Below are 16,282 nucleotides of genomic sequence, written 5' to 3'. Positions count from 1 at the left end.
CCGTAACTCCGGGAAAAGTCCGTTTCGTATCAGATTACCTTTGCCGGAAAGTCCGGTTCTGCCTGGATTACTTCGATCGTACCGTCAGAAACCTGTCTGATATACTCTGCCATAAATGGAATGAAAATGTGTTCCAGACCATAATGTCCGGCATCGATAATGGCCAGTCCCTGCGCCGCTGCATCGATTGCGTCATGGTGCCCGATATCGCCCGTAATCAACACTTCCGCATGCTTTTCCAGTGCGTAACGGATCATACTGCCGCCTGCGCCTGGAGAGATCGCCACACGACTTACCGGTTTGTTTGCCGTATCACTTCCATAAACCAATGCAAAGGGCAGACCAAACACTTCTTTCACCGTCTCTGCCAATTGCTCCAGCGAGCAGGTTTCTGGTAAAATCCCAGTTTTTCCGATGCCTGCAGAAACGCCCTGCACTTCTCCGGTCACCTCTAACGGTTCCCCATTTTGAATCTGCAGACGCTTCGCCGCCAGATCGGCCATGCAGCCTGGTGCCGCATCAAAATTTGTGTGCATGGCAAAATAAGAAATATCTGCCTGCAGTAATGTTACGATCCGCCGACTGATAAAATCCGCATCCGTTACCTGTTTTATTGCACGGAAAAGTAACGGATGATGCGTGAGCAGAAAGTCTGCTTTCTCCCTAACTGCCTGTTCCACGACCCGGTCTGTCGCATCCAGCGCAACCAGAACCTTCGTTATCTCTTTTTCTCCTCGTCCGACCAGAAAACCCGAATTATCCCACTCACAGGCCAGACTTTTCGGAGCCAGTTCTTCCAGTTTTTCAATCAATTCCCTGCAGAGCATGATATGCCTCCTTTGTCTCCATCAATTCGTTTTTCAGACTTTCCGCGCGTTTTTTTGCTCCTTCTGTTTTTGCCTGGGACAAATGCACAAAAAGTTCTTCTCCCTGCGTCAGTTCCCGTTCCAGAAATTCCTGCAGAACCGGATCTTTTTTCCGGATCAGATCCGCACCATAACGATACTCATGTGCATGTTCATAATGCATCGTTCCAGGACTGACATGCATGATCACATAATACTTACCGTCTTCCACCAGCATCTGTTCCTTCTGGATTGCAAATTCCAACTGCTCCAGCCCATGACGGAATGCAGAAAGTTCTGACTGCGGGGAAAGCACATAATGCTTTACACTTGCATGCATATGCGCACCATCGCGGAGGATGCGCAGCATCAGCTCGCCTCCCATTCCCGCAATGATCACCGTGTCTGCCTCTCCCGGCTTTAATTCCTTTAAGCCGTCACTGAGCCTCGTTTCGATCTGGTCTTCCATGCCAAACTCCCGGACATGCTCACGGGCTCTGGCAAGAGGTCCCTTTCGCACATCCATGGCGATCACATGCTTTACTTTTCCGCTTTCGATCAGGCGAATCGGGACGAATCCATGATCCGTCCCAACATCTGCCACATATCCTTCTGTAACCTCCGCTGCCTGTGCAGCGATCCGTTCTAACCGGTCTGATAATTTCATCTTATCTCTGTTCCTTTTGTAACTGTTTTTGTTCGCCCAGTTACCTTCCTTTTCTATATTGTTTAGTCAAGATAATCTTTCAATTTCTTGCTGCGGCTTGGATGACGCAGTTTCCGAAGCGCTTTTGCTTCAATCTGGCGGATTCGCTCTCTTGTCACATGAAACTGCTTCCCAACCTCTTCCAGCGTTCTCGGTTTTCCATCCTCTAACCCGAACCGAAGACGCAGCACCTGCTGTTCCCGGTCTGTCAGCGTACCCAAAGCTTCCATTAACTGTTCATGAAGAAGGGTGAATGTCGCTTCTTCCGCCGGAACTGCCACATGGTCATCCTGAATAAAATCGCCAAGATGGCTGTCTTCTTCCTCGCCGATCGGCGTTTCTAACGACACCGGATCCTGGGATATTTTCCGGATTTCCCGTACCCGTTCTACCGGAATTTCCATTTTGGCTGCAATTTCCTCAGCCGTTGGCTCCCTGCCAAGTTCCTGCACCAGTTGTCTGGACGTACGGATCAGACGGTTGATCGTCTCTACCATGTGTACCGGGATCCGGATTGTGCGGGACTGATCCGCGATCGCACGCGTAATTGCCTGCCGGATCCACCAGGTAGCATAAGTCGAAAATTTATATCCTTTGCGGTAATCGAATTTTTCCACAGCTTTGATGAGACCGAGATTGCCTTCCTGGATCAGATCAAGAAACTGCATGCCTCTTCCTACATACTTTTTGGCAATGCTGACCACCAGCCTTAAGTTTGCCTCAGCAAGACGTTTTTTTGCCTGCTGATCGCCAAGTTCCATGCGTTTTGCCAGCTCAATTTCCTGATCCGTGGTCAAAAGCGGAATTTTTCCAATTTCCTTTAAATACATCCGGACCGGATCTTCCACCCCGACTCCTTCCGGTACAGAAAGATCGATTTTATCCAGTTCCGCTTCTTCTTCCTCTTCAGAGTCCTCGTCCAGAAACAGATCCGGTTCCATATCATCTTCTTCCTCTGTACGAAGGACATCTACGTTATGTTTGTCCAGAAAATCATAAATGCGGTCCAGTTTTTCCGGATCCAGGATCTCGCCTTTGAAAAAATCCAGGATTTCCCGGTTTTCCAGCACATTTTTCTTCTTTTTTGCCTCTTCTAACAACAGTCCCAGTTTCTCATCAAATGTCTGTGTACGTTCTTCCATATCTATCCGCCCTTTCTCAAATGCAGATCACCGGAAAAGGAATTGCCCATCCGGTCCTTTCACTAGTCAATGGATATCTGAAGCGTTTTCAGCGCCGCCTGCTGCCGGATGATCTGTTGGAGCGCCGCAATGTCGGTTGCGCTCCGGCTTGCCTCATCCAGGCTGTTTTTCTTCACTTTCAGCACTGTTTCAGAAAATGCTTTTCGCTGTTCTTCATTATTTAAGGAATCATTCAGGCTTGCGTTGAACAACGCCGCCACCTGTTTGTATTGTTCTTCATCGTTGATAAATCGATTCAGGATCCCGGCCGGGTTTAAGTTCCCTTCTTTATGACCATCAAAAACCATCTGTGCAACTTCATGATATAATGGCTCCCGAAAATCATCCGCATCAATGATGCCGGCAATCTTCTCAAAAAGCTGCGGCCGTTCGATCAGCCAGGTCAAAAGAAGGCGCTGCGACCTACGAATGCCGTCGTCCTTTTCTTTTTTCTTTTTCCGCTCACGCGGGTCTGTTCTGTCTTCTTCCCATTTTTGCAGTGGAACCGAACCAAGCTGGTTTCCAAGCCGGTTCACCAGCCTGCGCAGATCTTCATAAGGAATAAACTGCGCCTGCGCAACAGCCCTGGTGTAATTATCCCGTTCCAGTGCCTCCCCAAATTCCAGAAGCTTTCTCGCAACCGCATTGTAAAAACGGGTCTTTTGTTCCGGATCTTCCAGATCATATTCCCGCTTCATAACATCGATTTCATACAGGAAACTGTTCTGCGCATTGGCAATCCGCTCCCGGAATGCATCTGCCCCAAGATTTTTGATAAATTCATCCGGATCCTTATAAGGTTTTAAATTCAGCACTTTTGTGGAGATGCCGACCTCTTTTAAGATCGGGATTGCGCGGAGTGCTGCTTTTACCCCCGCCCCATCACTGTCGTACGTCAGGATCACCGTGTCCGTATAACGTTTGAGCAGCACCGCATGCTGGGTCGTAAAAGCCGTGCCAAGCGACGCTACCGCATTGGTAAAGCCCGCCTGGTGCATGGCAATGACATCCATATAGCCCTCGCAGGCCAGTATATACTTTTCCCGGCTGGTACGGGCATAATTTAACCCGTACAGATTCCGGCTTTTATCAAAGATCATGGTCTCCGGTGAGTTTAAATATTTCGGAGTCCCGTCTCCCATCACGCGTCCGCCAAATCCGATCACGCGGTTATTGACATCCATGATCGGGAACATAACACGATTCCAGAATTTATCATATGTGCCGCGCTCCTCCATCGTGACCAGACCACTGTCACGCAGAATTTCATCGGTATAGCCTTTTGAGCGCAGGTACTGATACAGATCATTGCTCGTCTTATTGGCAAATCCAAGCCCAAAATGCCGGATCGTGTCGTCAGACAATTCCCGCTTCCGGAAATAATCGTACCCGATCTTTCCCTGGGGCTGATGCAGCTGATAGTAAAAATAATTGGCTGCAAGCTTATTGATTTCCAAAAGCGTGGAACGTTTATCTGCTTTTGCCCGTTCTTCTTTCGAGTACTCCACCTCCGGCAGATGAATGCCAGCCCGGTCTGCCAGTACCTTTAAAGCTTCCGGAAACGAATAATTTTCATATTCCATAACAAAGGTGATCACGTTTCCGCCGGCACCACAGCCAAAGCAATAATACATCTGCTTCTGCGGCGACACCGAAAAGGAAGGGGATTTTTCATTATGAAACGGGCAAAGGCCGAAATAGTTGGAACCTTTCTTCTGTAGTTTTACATATCCAGAAATCACATCTACAATGTCATTCCTCGTCCGCACTTCTTCTACGACATCTTCCGGATAATACATAAGCCTCTCCTTTCTTTAATGCACCTTCCAGGATTTTGGAATGAACAGTTCTTCAAATTTATCGATGGAATAGCTGTCGCTCATACCAGCAATATAATCACATACCACGCGTTCTTTGGGTTCCTTCCGTTCCCAGATCATGAACAGATATTCTTCTGGGAGTTCTGCCGTATGCTCCAGATAATACTGGTATAAAAATACCAAAAGCTGCTGTGCTCTTCCCTCTTCTGCTTTCGGAACTTTATTCTCATAAACATTTTCAAACATCCAACCGCGCAGTCCCTGCATGGCTTCCTCGATATGAGGCGACATCCGGATTTCCGACCGGTCCATACTCTGCCCGATAATATCGTGAATCAGTAAATCCAGACGTTCCCTTACGCTATGTCCAAGAACGTCGGTATATTGCGCCGGAAGCTGATCTTCCGTGAAGATTTTTGCCCGGATCGCATCATCAATATCGTGGTTGATATACGCGATTTTATCGGAAAGCCGCACAACGCATCCCTCCAGTGTGGAAGGATGGCCACTGGTCCTGTGATTTTTGATTCCATCCCGGACCTCTTTCGTAAGATTGAGACCCTTACCGTCTTTTTCCAGTACTTCGACCACACGCACACTCTGAAGATAATGGGAAAATCCATAAGGACAAAGTTCATTCAGGATGCGTTCCCCGGAATGACCAAATGGTGTATGACCAAGATCGTGCCCCAGTGCAATAGCCTCTGTCAGATCTTCATTCAGCCGGAGCGCACGGGAAATAGTCCTTGCAATCTGCGCAACTTCCAGTGTGTGCGTCAGGCGTGTCCGGTAATGGTCTCCTTCTGGAGCCAGAAATACCTGGGTTTTATGTTTTAATCTGCGAAAAGACTTACAATGAAGAATACGGTCGCGATCCCGCTGATATGCCGTGCGAATGTCACATGGTTGTTCTTCGCGGTCACGTCCCTGCGTGTTTTGGCTTAATGACGCATAAGGACTTAAATAATCCGCTTCCCAGGCTTCTCTCATCTCTCGTATATTCATAAACCAATTCCCCCTTTCCGGACTCATAATTATAATAAGTATATCATAATTTCCGAAATTTTCATACTATTTTCCGTTCCAGGGTATGCAAAAAGAGCGAAGAACTGATTGTTCTTCGCTCTGCTCATGCAGAAGATGGGAGTCGAACCCACAAGGTATTGCTACCACACGGACCTGAACCGTGCGCGTCTGCCAATTCCGCCACTTCTGCGAACCATCGACCCGGTAAAGTGTTTTACCGAATCAACACGTATATTATATCCAACCCATGATGATTTGTCAACTGATTTTTTAATTTTTATAAAAATTTATGTTTCCATGAAAACATGTGGAACTATGTGAATTTACGCTTCTGCTTTCCAAACAGAATGTAGGAAGACACCTATGCTGCAGAACGTAATGTTCCATGAAATCAAAAAAGCGAAGAACAAACAGTTCTTCGCCTCTGATGCAGAAGATGGGAGTCGAACCCACAAGGTATTGCTACCACACGGACCTGAACCGTGCGCGTCTGCCAATTCCGCCACTTCTGCAAAACTCCCCGAGTAGGACTTGAACCTACGACAGCGCGGTTAACAGCCGCGTGCTCTACCGACTGAGCTATCGAGGAATGTTCCCGCATCTTCTTTTCAGAAGATACTGCGGGAGATGGGACTTGAACCCACACGACATAACTGCCACTAGATCCTTAGTCTAGCCTGTCTGCCAATTCCAGCACTCCCGCGAACGTTTAATACTATACCACAGTTTCCTGGATCTGACAAGTACTTTTTACATTTTCTTTTCCAATTTCTTTTGCCAATCTCCCCCCAAATTCCACGGATTCATTTTTATTAGCATTTATGCACCGCTTTTTGTCATTTTCAGCCCATTTATTTGTGGATTTTCCGAGAAAATATTAGTATAATGAAGAAAAACAAATGACACATACCGAGGTGACTTACATGAAAAAGAAAATCGAAACACCCCTTCAGGGATACCTCTCCAGCATTGTCGCCTTCATTATCGCAACCGCATTTGGTATTGTTGTATTTTCTGCTGTTTCCCAACGTGCAGTAGAATCACTCGCCCAGTCAAAACTGATGATGAACGTTTCCAGGCAGAGCGTACATTTTGAAGATATTCTGGACGTCAACTACCAGTTTCTGGATGGAGTTGCCGCACAGATTGGAAAAGATGGTGTTCTTCTCTCCCAGAAAAACCAGGATATGCTTTCCGCCATCAAGTCCACCACTTCCATCAACCACGTCGCTCTGATCGAACCAGACGGCACTTCTCATTATGAAAATGGAGACGTAAAAGACGTTTCCCACCGCGATTATTTCAAGGAAGGCATTACCGGTCAGCGCATTCTGAGCGATCCAGTACAAAGCAGTGTCGACCACGAGACCAGAGTCATTCTCGGAGTTCCGGTCCTGCACAATGATTCCGTCATCGGACTTCTTGGGGCTTCTTACAATGTTACCGCACTCAACCACCTGATGTTTGATGACCTGTTTGGGAGCAAAGGATTTTGTATCATTATCGACGAGGATGGAAATATCATCACGCTGGACGGCAATTCCGACACGCAGAAAATCAGTTACACCGATAACTTTTTTGAATTTTTTGACAAATGGAATTTCCGCAGCAACAATTCTCTTCAGGAAATCCGTGATGCTTTCCAAACCCAGTCCGATGGTGTGCTGAAACTGATCCAGCCGGAAGATCCAGATTCCAGCCGCTACATTGCCTACACACCACTCCACTTAAACAACTGGATGATGTGTTACATCATTCCCGTATCGGTTGCGAATGAGAGTTATATGTTTGTCCACGATTACGAACTGGCATTAAATGGTTATTTTATGGTTCTGGTTCTTTTGCTGATCTGGCGTATCGCCGTGATCCACACCAGGGACCGGAAAGAACTGGTTCATTCCGCACAGATTGATGGTTTAACCGCTGTATATAATAAAGAACATACGCAGCCTGTCATAGATGCTTTTCTGCGAACATGCCGCCCAGACACCCTGCACGCTTTCCTGATCCTGGATATCGATAAATTCAAAGATGTAAACGATACCTGGGGACACGCCGTCGGAGATCTGATTCTCCAGCGCGTAGGTGCATTTTTGAAAAACCAGTTTCGGGATGACGATATCATCGGACGGATCGGCGGAGATGAATTTGTCATTCTCATGAAAAATATCGGCAACAAAGACATTGCGTTAAACCGGGTAGAAACCATGCTGAATCAGATTCGTTCCATCAAACAACCGGAAATGGACAACCAGTCCATCACATTCAGCGTTGGTGTTGCTTTCAGCCCGGAACAGGGAATCCGTTTTGACAATCTGTACCGCAACGCAGACAAAGCGCTTTACCAGACCAAGCGCGGCGGACGCAATAACTACACCGTATATGAAAAAGCATAACAAACAGCAAAAAGAGGACCGGCAAATGCCGATCCTCTTTTTATGTTCTTTTATAAAGCCTATTAAGCTAATTTAGCTTTTGCAAGCTCAGCCAGTTTTGCGAAGCCCTCAGCATCGTTGATAGCCATGTCAGACAGAACTTTACGGTTCATCTCAACACCAGCCAGCTTTAAGCCATACATGAACTTGCTGTAGGACAGACCATTGATACGTGCTGCTGCGTTGATACGAGCGATCCACAGCTGACGGAACTGTCTCTTTCTCTGCTTACGGCCTGCGTAGGAGCTGGTCAGAGCTCTCATTACAGACTGCTTTGCTACTCTATACTGTTTAGAACGTGCTCCTCTGTAGCCTTTAGCCATTTTCAGCACTCTATTGTGTTTCTTCTTTGCGTTCATACCGCCTTTAATTCTTGCCATCGGTTTTTCCTCCTTCTTAATCTAATCAGTCTATTACAGATATGGTAAAATCTTCTTCATTACCTTTGCGTTGGTGGAATCGGTAACGATATCTTTTCTAAGGTTTCTCTTTCTCTTGGTAGACTTCTTAGTTAAGATGTGAGATTTGTATGCTTTATTTCTTACCAGCTTACCGGTACCGGTCTTTTTGAAACGTTTTGCAGCTGCTCTGCTTGTTTTTAATTTAGGCATTATAACTTCCTCCTTAATTCTTTCTCTTTGCTTTTACTTCTTGGCAGTCAAAAACATAACCATGCTTCTTCCTTCCACTTTGGAAGGTTTGTCGATGGTTGCAATATCTTTTAAGCTCTCAGCAAAATCGTCCAGGATATACTTAGACTTGGACATATGTGCCATCTCACGACCACGGAAACGTAAGGTAACTTTGACTTTGTCTCCCTTTTCCAGGAATTTCCGTGCTGCGCCCGTTTTTGTGTTTAAGTCGTTGGTGTCAATGTTCGGAGACAACCGCACTTCCTTAACCTCGATTACCTTCTGTTTTTTTCTAGCTTCTTTCTCTTTTCTTGCCAGTTCGTAACGATATTTACCGTAATCGATAATCTTACAAACCGGTGGCTTCGCCGTCGGAGCAATTTTTACAAGATCCAGTTCTGCGTCCTGAGCCAGTTTGAAGGCTTCTTTCGCAGACATGATTCCCAGCTGCTCGCCGTCCGCACCAATCAATCGAACTTCTTTGTCTCTGATCTGTTCGTTAATCATTAACTCGCTAATAGTCGTGCACCCCCATCATAGAATTCTGCATGTTTGTTTTTCTGCATAAAAAAAGTAGATAGAATATTCTACCCACCCTCAAAAGCATCGCATAGGACGTCGTTGCCGCCGCATATACGCATTCTTTGCTATAAACCAGGGTCACTTGCTCGTGCCGAGGTGAGGTGGATACCTACTTTCCTGTGTTGTTCTCACAACTTTCATTACTATACTATGAATCCCCGGAAAAGTCAAGCGATTTTTCCGGGGATTTTTCATTTTTTCCAGAAAACTTTTTCCAGAAATTTTCCAGAAATCATTTTCGAGGTTTTGTCTCTGCTTTTATTTCTGCTTTTTTGATTTTTTGCGATTCATTTTACCTCTACAGGACACATTTAATTTTTTTCAAACGTCGTGCAGAGTGTCTGCTCCGCCCTGCTTGCGCCGTCTCCCGCAATGCCGATATGCTCGGCTGCGCAGCGGTGATTTTCATTGTAAATGCACTGCACTGCCTCGCAGGAAACCTCCAGGCGGCTTTCTGGTGTCTTAAAGACATTTTTAAAGAGACCACCTTTGTTTTCGTCGAAGCTTCCGCAGCAGGTCTGCTCTTTTTCTTTTGCATCATGGCCATCTACCATGATAGCCTGCTTACAGCAGCAGTTATCTGCATTGTGAAGACAGTTTGTTACGTTGCACTCTAATTTCGTCATGGAACCCATACCTCCTGTTTCTTATTTTAAATAATTCCACAGGACTAGTATGGACTTTTTCATTAAAAAAATACGTTGCTGCTCACACATCACGCAAACAACAACGTATTTTTTATTTCTGCACTAGCATTGTACCGTCATTATTTTTGTTCCGGTATTATTTCTGCTCTGGTTTTACTTCCACAGCACGTACTTCTCTGGAAGCAATTTCCTTTTTGATGTCTTCAATGAAGCTCTCTAAGGACTTCTGTCCCTCATCGCCTTTGAAACGGCTGCGGACAGATACAACGCCCTCTTCCTCTTCCTTCTGGCCTACGACCAGCATGTACGGAATCTTGTTTTTCTGTGCTTCGCGGATCTTGTAGCCAATCTTCTCGGAACGGGTATCTACCTCGGTGCGGATATCAGCAGCATCCAGGGCAGCCTTTACCTTCTCTGCATAATCCATGTACTTATCAGAGATCGGCAGTACCTTTACCTGTACCGGAGCCAGCCAGGTCGGGAATGCACCTGCGAAATGCTCGATCAGGATACCGATGAAACGCTCGATAGAACCGAATGCTACACGGTGGATCATGATCGGACGATGTTTCTCGCCGTCTGCACCAATGTACTCCAGCTCAAAGCGCTGCGGAAGCTGGAAGTCAAGCTGGATGGTACCGCACTGCCAGGTTCTTCCGATCGCATCTACCAGGTGGAAGTCGATCTTCGGGCCGTAGAATGCGCCGTCACCTTCATTTACCACATAATCCAGGCCCATCTCATCCAGAGCATTTCTCAGACCATCGGTAGCCATCTCCCAATCTTCGTCACTTCCCATGCTGTCTTCCGGACGAGTAGAAAGCTCTACATGATATTTGAAACCGAACAGTTTATATACGCTGTCGATCAGCTGTGCAACACCTTTGATCTCGTCCTTGATCTGCTCCGGAGTCATAAAGATGTGTGCATCGTCCTGCGTAAAGCAGCGTACACGCATCAGACCGTGAAGCTGGCCAGATTTCTCATGACGGTGAACCAGTCCAAGCTCGCCCATACGGAGCGGAAGGTCACGGTAAGAGCGCGGCTCAGATGCATAAACCAGAACGCCGCCCGGGCAGTTCATCGGCTTGATCGCATAATCCTGGTCATCGATGACTGTGGTATACATGTTATCCTTATAATGATCCCAGTGACCCGAGGTCTCCCACAGGCTTCTGTTTAAGATAACCGGGGTGGAAATTTCTACATAACCAGCCTTCTTATGGATCTCTCTCCAGTACTCTAACAGGGTGTTCTTTAATACCATGCCCTTCGGTAAGAAGAACGGGAAGCCAGGACCAGCCTCGTGCATCATGAACAGACCAAGCTCTTTGCCCAGTTTTCTGTGATCACGCTTCTTTGCTTCCTCGATCATGGTTAAGTATGCTTCCAGCTCTTCTTTCTTTGCGAATGCAGTTGCATAGATACGGGTCAGCATCTTGTTATGCTCATTGCCTCTCCAGTATGCACCGGCAATGCTGGTCAGTTTGTAAGCCTTTCCAACCTCTTTGGTATTCATCAAGTGCGGGCCTGCGCAAAGATCGGTAAACTCCCCCTGCTTGTAGAAGCTGATCTCTTCGCCTTCCGGAAGATCCTCGATCAGTTCAACTTTGTACGGCTCCTCTTTCTCTTTCATGAGCGCCAGTGCCTCTTCTCTCGGAAGAGTGAAACGCTCCAGCGGAAGTGCCTCTTTGATGATCTTTTTCATCTCAGCTTCGATCTTTTCGAGATCTTCTGCAGTGATCGGGGTCTCAAAATCGATGTCGTAGTAAAAACCATCTGCGATAGACGGACCGATTGCCAGCTTTGCGCTCGGATACAGTCTCTTGATCGCCTGGGCCATAACATGGCTTGCGGTGTGACGAAGTGCTGCAAGTCCTGCTTCATCCTTTGCAGTCAGGATATTCAGCTCGCAGTCCTTGTCGATAACGGTACGCAGATCTTCGGTCTCGCCGTTTACCTCGCCGGCACATGCAACACGTGCCAGTCCTTCGCTGATGTCACGGGCAATATCGATAATGGACATAGCCTGCGCATACTCTTTTTTGCTTCCATCTTTTAATGTGATGATCATGCTTTTTTCCTCCTGGTATTTTTCTTTCTTATGATACAAGGGACGATAAGTTTTGGTAAGCGATGCAAAACCTCCACAAACAAATTTTGCATACGGAAATAAAAAAGTCCCCTGCCTGATGTGTTTCCACACCGGACAAGGGACGACAATTCATTTATCGCGGTTCCACCCTGTTTGCTGCCTGAATGTAAATTCACACAGCCGCTTCATTCTGATGGTAACGGAATCACCGGATCCGATTAAGGACCACTCCGAGCTGGTTTTCCTACCGGTTTTCTCATAAGATGCTCGCACCAGATGCACCTCTCTCTGCATGATCCTGCCGAAGTACTCTTCTCATCAACGTGTTCGTAAATATGAAACTTTTCTCATATCTGTCACTGATTATAGCACGGTCGGAAAATATGTCAAGCATAAAAATTTTGCTAAAATCATTCCAAACTATTTGGAAAGGTGCCTGAAAATTTCTTTCAAAACTGGCAGAGTCTGACTTAGTGCATGCTCGCATTCAGCATCCGCATAGCACCAAGACAGCTGAGCGGATTTCCATCCACATCATATAACTGACCATCCTGCACAAAATTATATACATGAATATTGTCCAGATATACATCTCCGTCCGTTTCAAAGGTTACGTCATAGAAGCCTTTGCGTCCAAGGTTCAGATCATACTGGTTTGGTCCATTTACTTCTACCGTCTGACTCATGGAACCAAGCTTTACCGTCAGTGTCACCGGCTCGTCGCTGTCCGCCGTAAAACGCACATGACCATCGTGGGTAGAACGCCCACCGATCCGGTGCCCAACCTTCTGTGACAGCCTGCCACCTTTCTGCAAAAAGAGCTGATTACTGTCATTTCGTTCTTTCACGGAACCTCCGGTCACTTCCCAGCCACGGGTACCAAGCGCAAACTGATGATTGTAAACCGGATTATTGGTATAATTCCGGTAAGTCCAGATCGCATATCCGTTCGTGTAGGTACGCAGCGTATCTGGAAGCCCGGTAAGATATGCCCCGCGATGACTTTCTGCCAGTCTGGCATTCTGCTCGAACCCTTCCGTCGCATCCATATAGAGAAGCTGGTCAATGAATACCGGCTTGCCTCCATTATTGGAACGTACGATGGAAAGCTGCTCATTCATGGTCCGGATTGCTTCCTGTGCAGAAATCACAGCTCCGAAACTTTGTCCCATGGAAACACTGTACATCAAAGCCGTATGATCTGCATTTTTGCAGGCAAATGTCCCATAGTGGGCTGCTCCGACCTGTCCATTTTCATCGGCTGCATCGACCGGGTCAACATCAAGTCGGACCTCCATGGAAAGATTTGGAAATACTTTCTGCGTATCTTCCAGAAGATCATTTAAAAAATCATCGTAAAATTCGTAAAACAGTTTATAAGCATAACTGGTTCTGGACGGAATGTAGACATCATCAAATTTGGTAAAGCTTTCTGCCGGCTGATAATACTCATTCACCTGCTTTAAAGAGTAATGTTTTTTCAGCCATACCTGATATCCACAGTCCTTTGCTGCTGTTCTGCTGTTTGCGCCCTTTCCCAGATTTGCTGCATCTTCCACATAATTCCAGAAATCCTCCCAGGTGATAAAACCTCCATGGAAGTTGGAATGCGCCGATGCCGTCCGGTAAATCTGCTTTGCGTATGCGAGCCAGGCAGCACGGGTGGAAGAATCCTTCAACAGTTCTTTATAGCGTGTCGTCGCCACATCGTCTGAATAGTAGTCCCAGACATAACCAATTCTCAGTTCCACCATAAGTCCTTTTGCCTGCGCAGCCGACATTACCCTGTCCAGTTTCTGGAACGCATAACGGTTATAAGAGATTGGAAGCACGCCAGGCTGGAATTCGCGCCACGGAACCACCAGCACAATGCTGTTAAACCCATCTGCCGCGATCTGCGCCAGTTCCTCCTCCATGTGATCACTTTCCGAATTCCAGAAATTGCTCACCCAGGCATCTGACACATACGTTGCCGCTTTTAAATAAGAGGATGACGCCTCACTCTCTATCCCAGATACCGTCATTGCCGCCGCTGCCGCAAGCGCGGTCATGTTCATTCCAAGCATACGGACCAGACTATTCTTTCTCATATGTAATGTAACCCCGCCATTTGTATTTCTTCGCAACTGCTGCGTAGCTCCACAGTCACATTTTTATTTTGCGTAACGTTTTTCGTCGTTCCTGCGCAAAAACCAGGTTACATTGTAACATAGTTGCAGCGCATCCGTCAACGAAGCAGTATTGAATATGCAAGGTCACTGTATACAGGCAGAAATTATTCCTGCTCCCAGGCAGTAATTTTCTGGTTAACAAAAACATTATTCTGCCGCATGATTTTCGCCCGTTGCATAATCAATCACAACACCCGGCTGCACATTATAAACGTAAACGCAGTACGCGACTCCTGTCCCTTTATCTTCTACCGATTCCGCTTCCATCAGTACACCGGATGCTACCAGATTATTTTCCTCAAACACCGGAGTCACACGGTACAGCACATGGTTTTCTGTTTCCTTTACATAGTCTGCCACCAGGTTTTCAAATGGCAGCATACCATCTACATTCAGGTAACGCGTACCGGTGATCAGATTTTTCTCATTCGCATTCTCCGCCGTCAGCTGGTATCCGATCAGGTGGCAGCGGTTGTAGAGATGTTTTCCATCGACAAACTCATATTCCGAAGTCTGCCAGCCTGTGGGCTTCACCTTACTGATGGAACCGCGTTTTTCCGTCGGCATCAGATCGGTTCCTACGCTGGAATAGGCAGTACCGCAGCGTCCCAGCTCATCTAAGTCGCTGTAATACTCAAATGATTCGCTCGTCAGATCCGATTCGGTAAAGTATGGAACGTTTCCATTCACAACCGCATAAGGATCACCGGAATAAGGCGGGATAGCCGCCAGGTCCACATAAACTTCTACGCCAGCACCAATCTGAACACCGGAAGGATTTTCCACATCATACGTCTGCTGTCCCGGTGCAGAATTTCCCTGTCCCTGCACAGATGTTTCCGCAGTCGTCTCATATGCATCAAGAACCCGTTCTGCTGCCTGTTCCAGCCGCCCAATGTCTTTCTGGCTGACACCGATCGCCGCGAGAATGATCGCCACAGCTGCAAGCACTGCTGCTCTGCCCTTTTTCCCCTGTTTTGCCTTTTGATAACGCTTCACTCCTCGTTTTGCCTGATTATAAACATTCTTTTTTCTGCCCATATTACTTCCTTACAATTCCAGTTCTTTTAATTCTCCCGTTTCGGCCTGATAACGATAGACCTTTCTGCTCAGAATTTCTTCTTTCTTGTTCATGTAGCGGTTCATCTGCTTGATCCGTTCCAGGATTTCCCGCGGGGTCGTACTGCCCACCGGATGAATATGAAACTCATGGATTCCCGTAAATGCAACATAATAATCCCCGCCAGCCATCTCAGCCAGTTTCTTCTGTACGCCCGGATACCAGAAACTGATCGCGCCATTCACACTCGGATATGTCGTAAATATGCTGCTGTTCATCCCGGCTGCAAGTCTGCTTTTTGCTCCTACCGACATGTACGCACCGGTCTGATACTTCGGATTTGCAGACTCTGCCGGACTGTTGTACATTCTTGGCACGGAACGAATGTTGGTATTGATCAGTGCCGTCTCCATGAGTTCTTCGGTACTCTTTTCCCATTTTTCTGCAATTTCTTTTTGGATCTTCGTCGTTGTGAGGCCAAACTCACTGCTGTCTGAGAGCAGCAGATATAAAACCAGCGCCATATCTCCAACCTGTCTGTATATGCAGTGTTTCAATGCATACTTGTTGTCTGTATAATTCAGCGGGCGCAAAATCAGCCTGCCTTTGATCTGGTCATACTGATCGATCACACTGCTGATGTCTTTGATGTCGATGTTTTTCGCGCAGCGCATATTCGCCTCCACAATTTTCCAGATGAAGTCCCATCCTGCTTCCTGAAAGCTCTCGTAAAGGTACTTCATCTCAAATCTGGCTTCGCCGCCCTCCGTTTTATCTACCGGCGCGATCCGCAGAAAATCTCCAATCAGCGTATCGCTCTCTGTCTGGCTGTATTTATCATTCGTTGCCCGGATAAAAGCACCTTCCTCTGGATTTTCAGAAACCGCCCCATCTTCAAACAGCTTAAACTTCCAGATGTTTTCCATGCCTGCCATCTTTTCCGTAAGCCGCTTCATAAACTCTGTTTTAAATTCCTCATAGTTCATACCGTCTTCTCCTTTTCGTTTTCTATATTTCATTATGCAGAACTCACGTTCTTTTTTCCACTGTTTCTTTTGATAAAAAAAGCCGCGTAAATACGC

13 protein-coding genes, 4 tRNA genes and 1 pseudogene are annotated in these 16,282 nt (G+C 46.7%); 1 reads left to right on the top strand and 17 read right to left on the bottom strand.

Going from position 1 to position 16,282, the window contains the following annotated elements; translation table 11 throughout:
- Window positions 1-29: 29 nt before the first annotated feature.
- The 9 genes from DWZ40_RS12695 to DWZ40_RS12655 form a co-directional block, all read right to left on the bottom strand.
- Window positions 30-827: a Nif3-like dinuclear metal center hexameric protein gene (locus tag DWZ40_RS12695; RefSeq protein ID WP_118543381.1), complete on the bottom strand. Its 798-nt coding sequence runs from the start codon at window positions 825-827 to the stop codon at window positions 30-32.
- A complete protein-coding gene (locus DWZ40_RS12690) occupies window positions 805-1,512 on the bottom strand; it encodes a class I SAM-dependent methyltransferase (RefSeq protein ID WP_118543380.1) in 708 nt (235 codons plus the stop codon). The genes DWZ40_RS12695 and DWZ40_RS12690 overlap by 23 nt, the downstream gene beginning before the upstream one ends.
- 62 nt (window positions 1,513-1,574) lie before the next feature.
- Complete coding sequence (gene rpoD, locus DWZ40_RS12685) at window positions 1,575-2,693, bottom strand: RNA polymerase sigma factor RpoD (protein ID WP_118543379.1); 1,119 nt, start codon at window positions 2,691-2,693, stop codon at window positions 1,575-1,577.
- A 62-nt stretch (window positions 2,694-2,755) separates the two neighbouring features.
- Complete coding sequence (gene dnaG / locus DWZ40_RS12680) at window positions 2,756-4,531, bottom strand: DNA primase (RefSeq protein ID WP_118543378.1); 1,776 nt, start codon at window positions 4,529-4,531, stop codon at window positions 2,756-2,758.
- A gap of 15 nt (window positions 4,532-4,546) precedes the next feature.
- Window positions 4,547-5,557 (bottom strand): deoxyguanosinetriphosphate triphosphohydrolase, encoded by a 1,011-nt coding sequence (locus DWZ40_RS12675; RefSeq protein ID WP_118543377.1) that lies wholly within the window; start codon window positions 5,555-5,557, stop codon window positions 4,547-4,549.
- Window positions 5,558-5,684: 127 nt separating this feature from the next.
- Window positions 5,685-5,768, bottom strand: a tRNA-Leu gene (locus DWZ40_RS12670).
- A 238-nt stretch (window positions 5,769-6,006) separates the two neighbouring features.
- A tRNA-Leu gene (locus tag DWZ40_RS12665) sits at window positions 6,007-6,090 on the bottom strand.
- Between the two features lie 4 nt (window positions 6,091-6,094).
- A tRNA-Asn gene (locus DWZ40_RS12660) sits at window positions 6,095-6,167 on the bottom strand.
- A gap of 30 nt (window positions 6,168-6,197) precedes the next feature.
- Window positions 6,198-6,281: transfer RNA gene (locus DWZ40_RS12655), tRNA-Leu, on the bottom strand.
- Between the two features lie 220 nt (window positions 6,282-6,501).
- On the opposite strand from DWZ40_RS12655, the gene DWZ40_RS12650 reads away from it, so the two are divergent.
- Complete coding sequence (locus DWZ40_RS12650) at window positions 6,502-7,974, top strand: sensor domain-containing diguanylate cyclase (protein ID WP_182431735.1); 1,473 nt, start codon at window positions 6,502-6,504, stop codon at window positions 7,972-7,974.
- A gap of 62 nt (window positions 7,975-8,036) precedes the next feature.
- Here the strand turns inward: DWZ40_RS12650 and rplT are convergent, their stop codons facing one another.
- The 8 genes and pseudogenes from rplT to DWZ40_RS12610 form a co-directional block, all read right to left on the bottom strand.
- Window positions 8,037-8,393: a 50S ribosomal protein L20 gene (rplT, locus tag DWZ40_RS12645; RefSeq protein WP_118529968.1), complete on the bottom strand. Its 357-nt coding sequence runs from the start codon at window positions 8,391-8,393 to the stop codon at window positions 8,037-8,039.
- A 33-nt stretch (window positions 8,394-8,426) separates the two neighbouring features.
- Window positions 8,427-8,624 (bottom strand): 50S ribosomal protein L35, encoded by a 198-nt coding sequence (rpmI, locus tag DWZ40_RS12640; RefSeq protein WP_118543375.1) that lies wholly within the window; start codon window positions 8,622-8,624, stop codon window positions 8,427-8,429.
- A 33-nt stretch (window positions 8,625-8,657) separates the two neighbouring features.
- Window positions 8,658-9,152, bottom strand: a complete 495-nt coding sequence (gene infC / locus DWZ40_RS12635; RefSeq protein ID WP_118543374.1) for a translation initiation factor IF-3 — start codon at window positions 9,150-9,152, stop codon at window positions 8,658-8,660.
- A 386-nt stretch (window positions 9,153-9,538) separates the two neighbouring features.
- The gene (locus DWZ40_RS12630) at window positions 9,539-9,853 is read right to left on the bottom strand and encodes a DUF1540 domain-containing protein (protein ID WP_118543373.1); all 315 of its coding nucleotides are present in this window, start codon (window positions 9,851-9,853) and stop codon (window positions 9,539-9,541) included.
- 157 nt (window positions 9,854-10,010) lie between these two features.
- Entirely contained in the window at window positions 10,011-11,948 is a 1,938-nt protein-coding gene (gene thrS, locus DWZ40_RS12625; protein WP_118543372.1) for a threonine--tRNA ligase, read from the bottom strand.
- Window positions 11,949-12,439: 491 nt separating this feature from the next.
- Window positions 12,440-14,059 (bottom strand): hypothetical protein, encoded by a 1,620-nt coding sequence (locus tag DWZ40_RS12620; RefSeq protein WP_118543371.1) that lies wholly within the window; start codon window positions 14,057-14,059, stop codon window positions 12,440-12,442.
- Window positions 14,060-14,302: 243 nt separating this feature from the next.
- Window positions 14,303-14,902 (bottom strand): annotated as a pseudogene (locus tag DWZ40_RS12615) (DNA/RNA non-specific endonuclease); the annotation flags it as partial.
- A gap of 288 nt (window positions 14,903-15,190) precedes the next feature.
- Window positions 15,191-16,186, bottom strand: coding sequence for a DUF5688 family protein (locus DWZ40_RS12610; RefSeq protein ID WP_118543369.1), 996 nt, complete (start codon window positions 16,184-16,186; stop codon window positions 15,191-15,193).
- Window positions 16,187-16,282 lie beyond the last annotated feature (96 nt).

This window comes from Clostridium sp. AF32-12BH (assembly GCF_003477935.1).
In the GTDB taxonomy this organism is placed as follows: domain Bacteria; phylum Bacillota; class Clostridia; order Lachnospirales; family Lachnospiraceae; genus Brotaphodocola.
This window is presented reverse-complemented; position numbering and strand designations above follow the sequence as displayed.

What these genes read in the sequence shown, in the direction of transcription:
- dnaG (WP_118543378.1), bottom strand. Translation starts at nt 4,531, where the DNA reads ATGTATTATCCGGAAGATGTCGTAGAAGAAGTGCGGACGAGGAATGAC.
- rpmI (WP_118543375.1), bottom strand. Translation starts at nt 8,624, where the DNA reads ATGCCTAAATTAAAAACAAGCAGAGCAGCTGCAAAACGTTTCAAAAAG.
- rpoD (WP_118543379.1), bottom strand. Translation starts at nt 2,693, where the DNA reads ATGGAAGAACGTACACAGACATTTGATGAGAAACTGGGACTGTTGTTA.
- thrS (WP_118543372.1), bottom strand. Translation starts at nt 11,948, where the DNA reads ATGATCATCACATTAAAAGATGGAAGCAAAAAAGAGTATGCGCAGGCT.
- DWZ40_RS12620 (WP_118543371.1), bottom strand. Translation starts at nt 14,059, where the DNA reads ATGAGAAAGAATAGTCTGGTCCGTATGCTTGGAATGAACATGACCGCG.
- DWZ40_RS12675 (WP_118543377.1), bottom strand. Translation starts at nt 5,557, where the DNA reads ATGAATATACGAGAGATGAGAGAAGCCTGGGAAGCGGATTATTTAAGT.
- DWZ40_RS12610 (WP_118543369.1), bottom strand. Translation starts at nt 16,186, where the DNA reads ATGAACTATGAGGAATTTAAAACAGAGTTTATGAAGCGGCTTACGGAA.
- rplT (WP_118529968.1), bottom strand. Translation starts at nt 8,393, where the DNA reads ATGGCAAGAATTAAAGGCGGTATGAACGCAAAGAAGAAACACAATAGA.
- DWZ40_RS12690 (WP_118543380.1), bottom strand. Translation starts at nt 1,512, where the DNA reads ATGAAATTATCAGACCGGTTAGAACGGATCGCTGCACAGGCAGCGGAG.
- infC (WP_118543374.1), bottom strand. Translation starts at nt 9,152, where the DNA reads ATGATTAACGAACAGATCAGAGACAAAGAAGTTCGATTGATTGGTGCG.
- DWZ40_RS12630 (WP_118543373.1), bottom strand. Translation starts at nt 9,853, where the DNA reads ATGACGAAATTAGAGTGCAACGTAACAAACTGTCTTCACAATGCAGAT.
- DWZ40_RS12650 (WP_182431735.1), top strand. Translation starts at nt 6,502, where the DNA reads ATGAAAAAGAAAATCGAAACACCCCTTCAGGGATACCTCTCCAGCATT.
- DWZ40_RS12695 (WP_118543381.1), bottom strand. Translation starts at nt 827, where the DNA reads ATGCTCTGCAGGGAATTGATTGAAAAACTGGAAGAACTGGCTCCGAAA.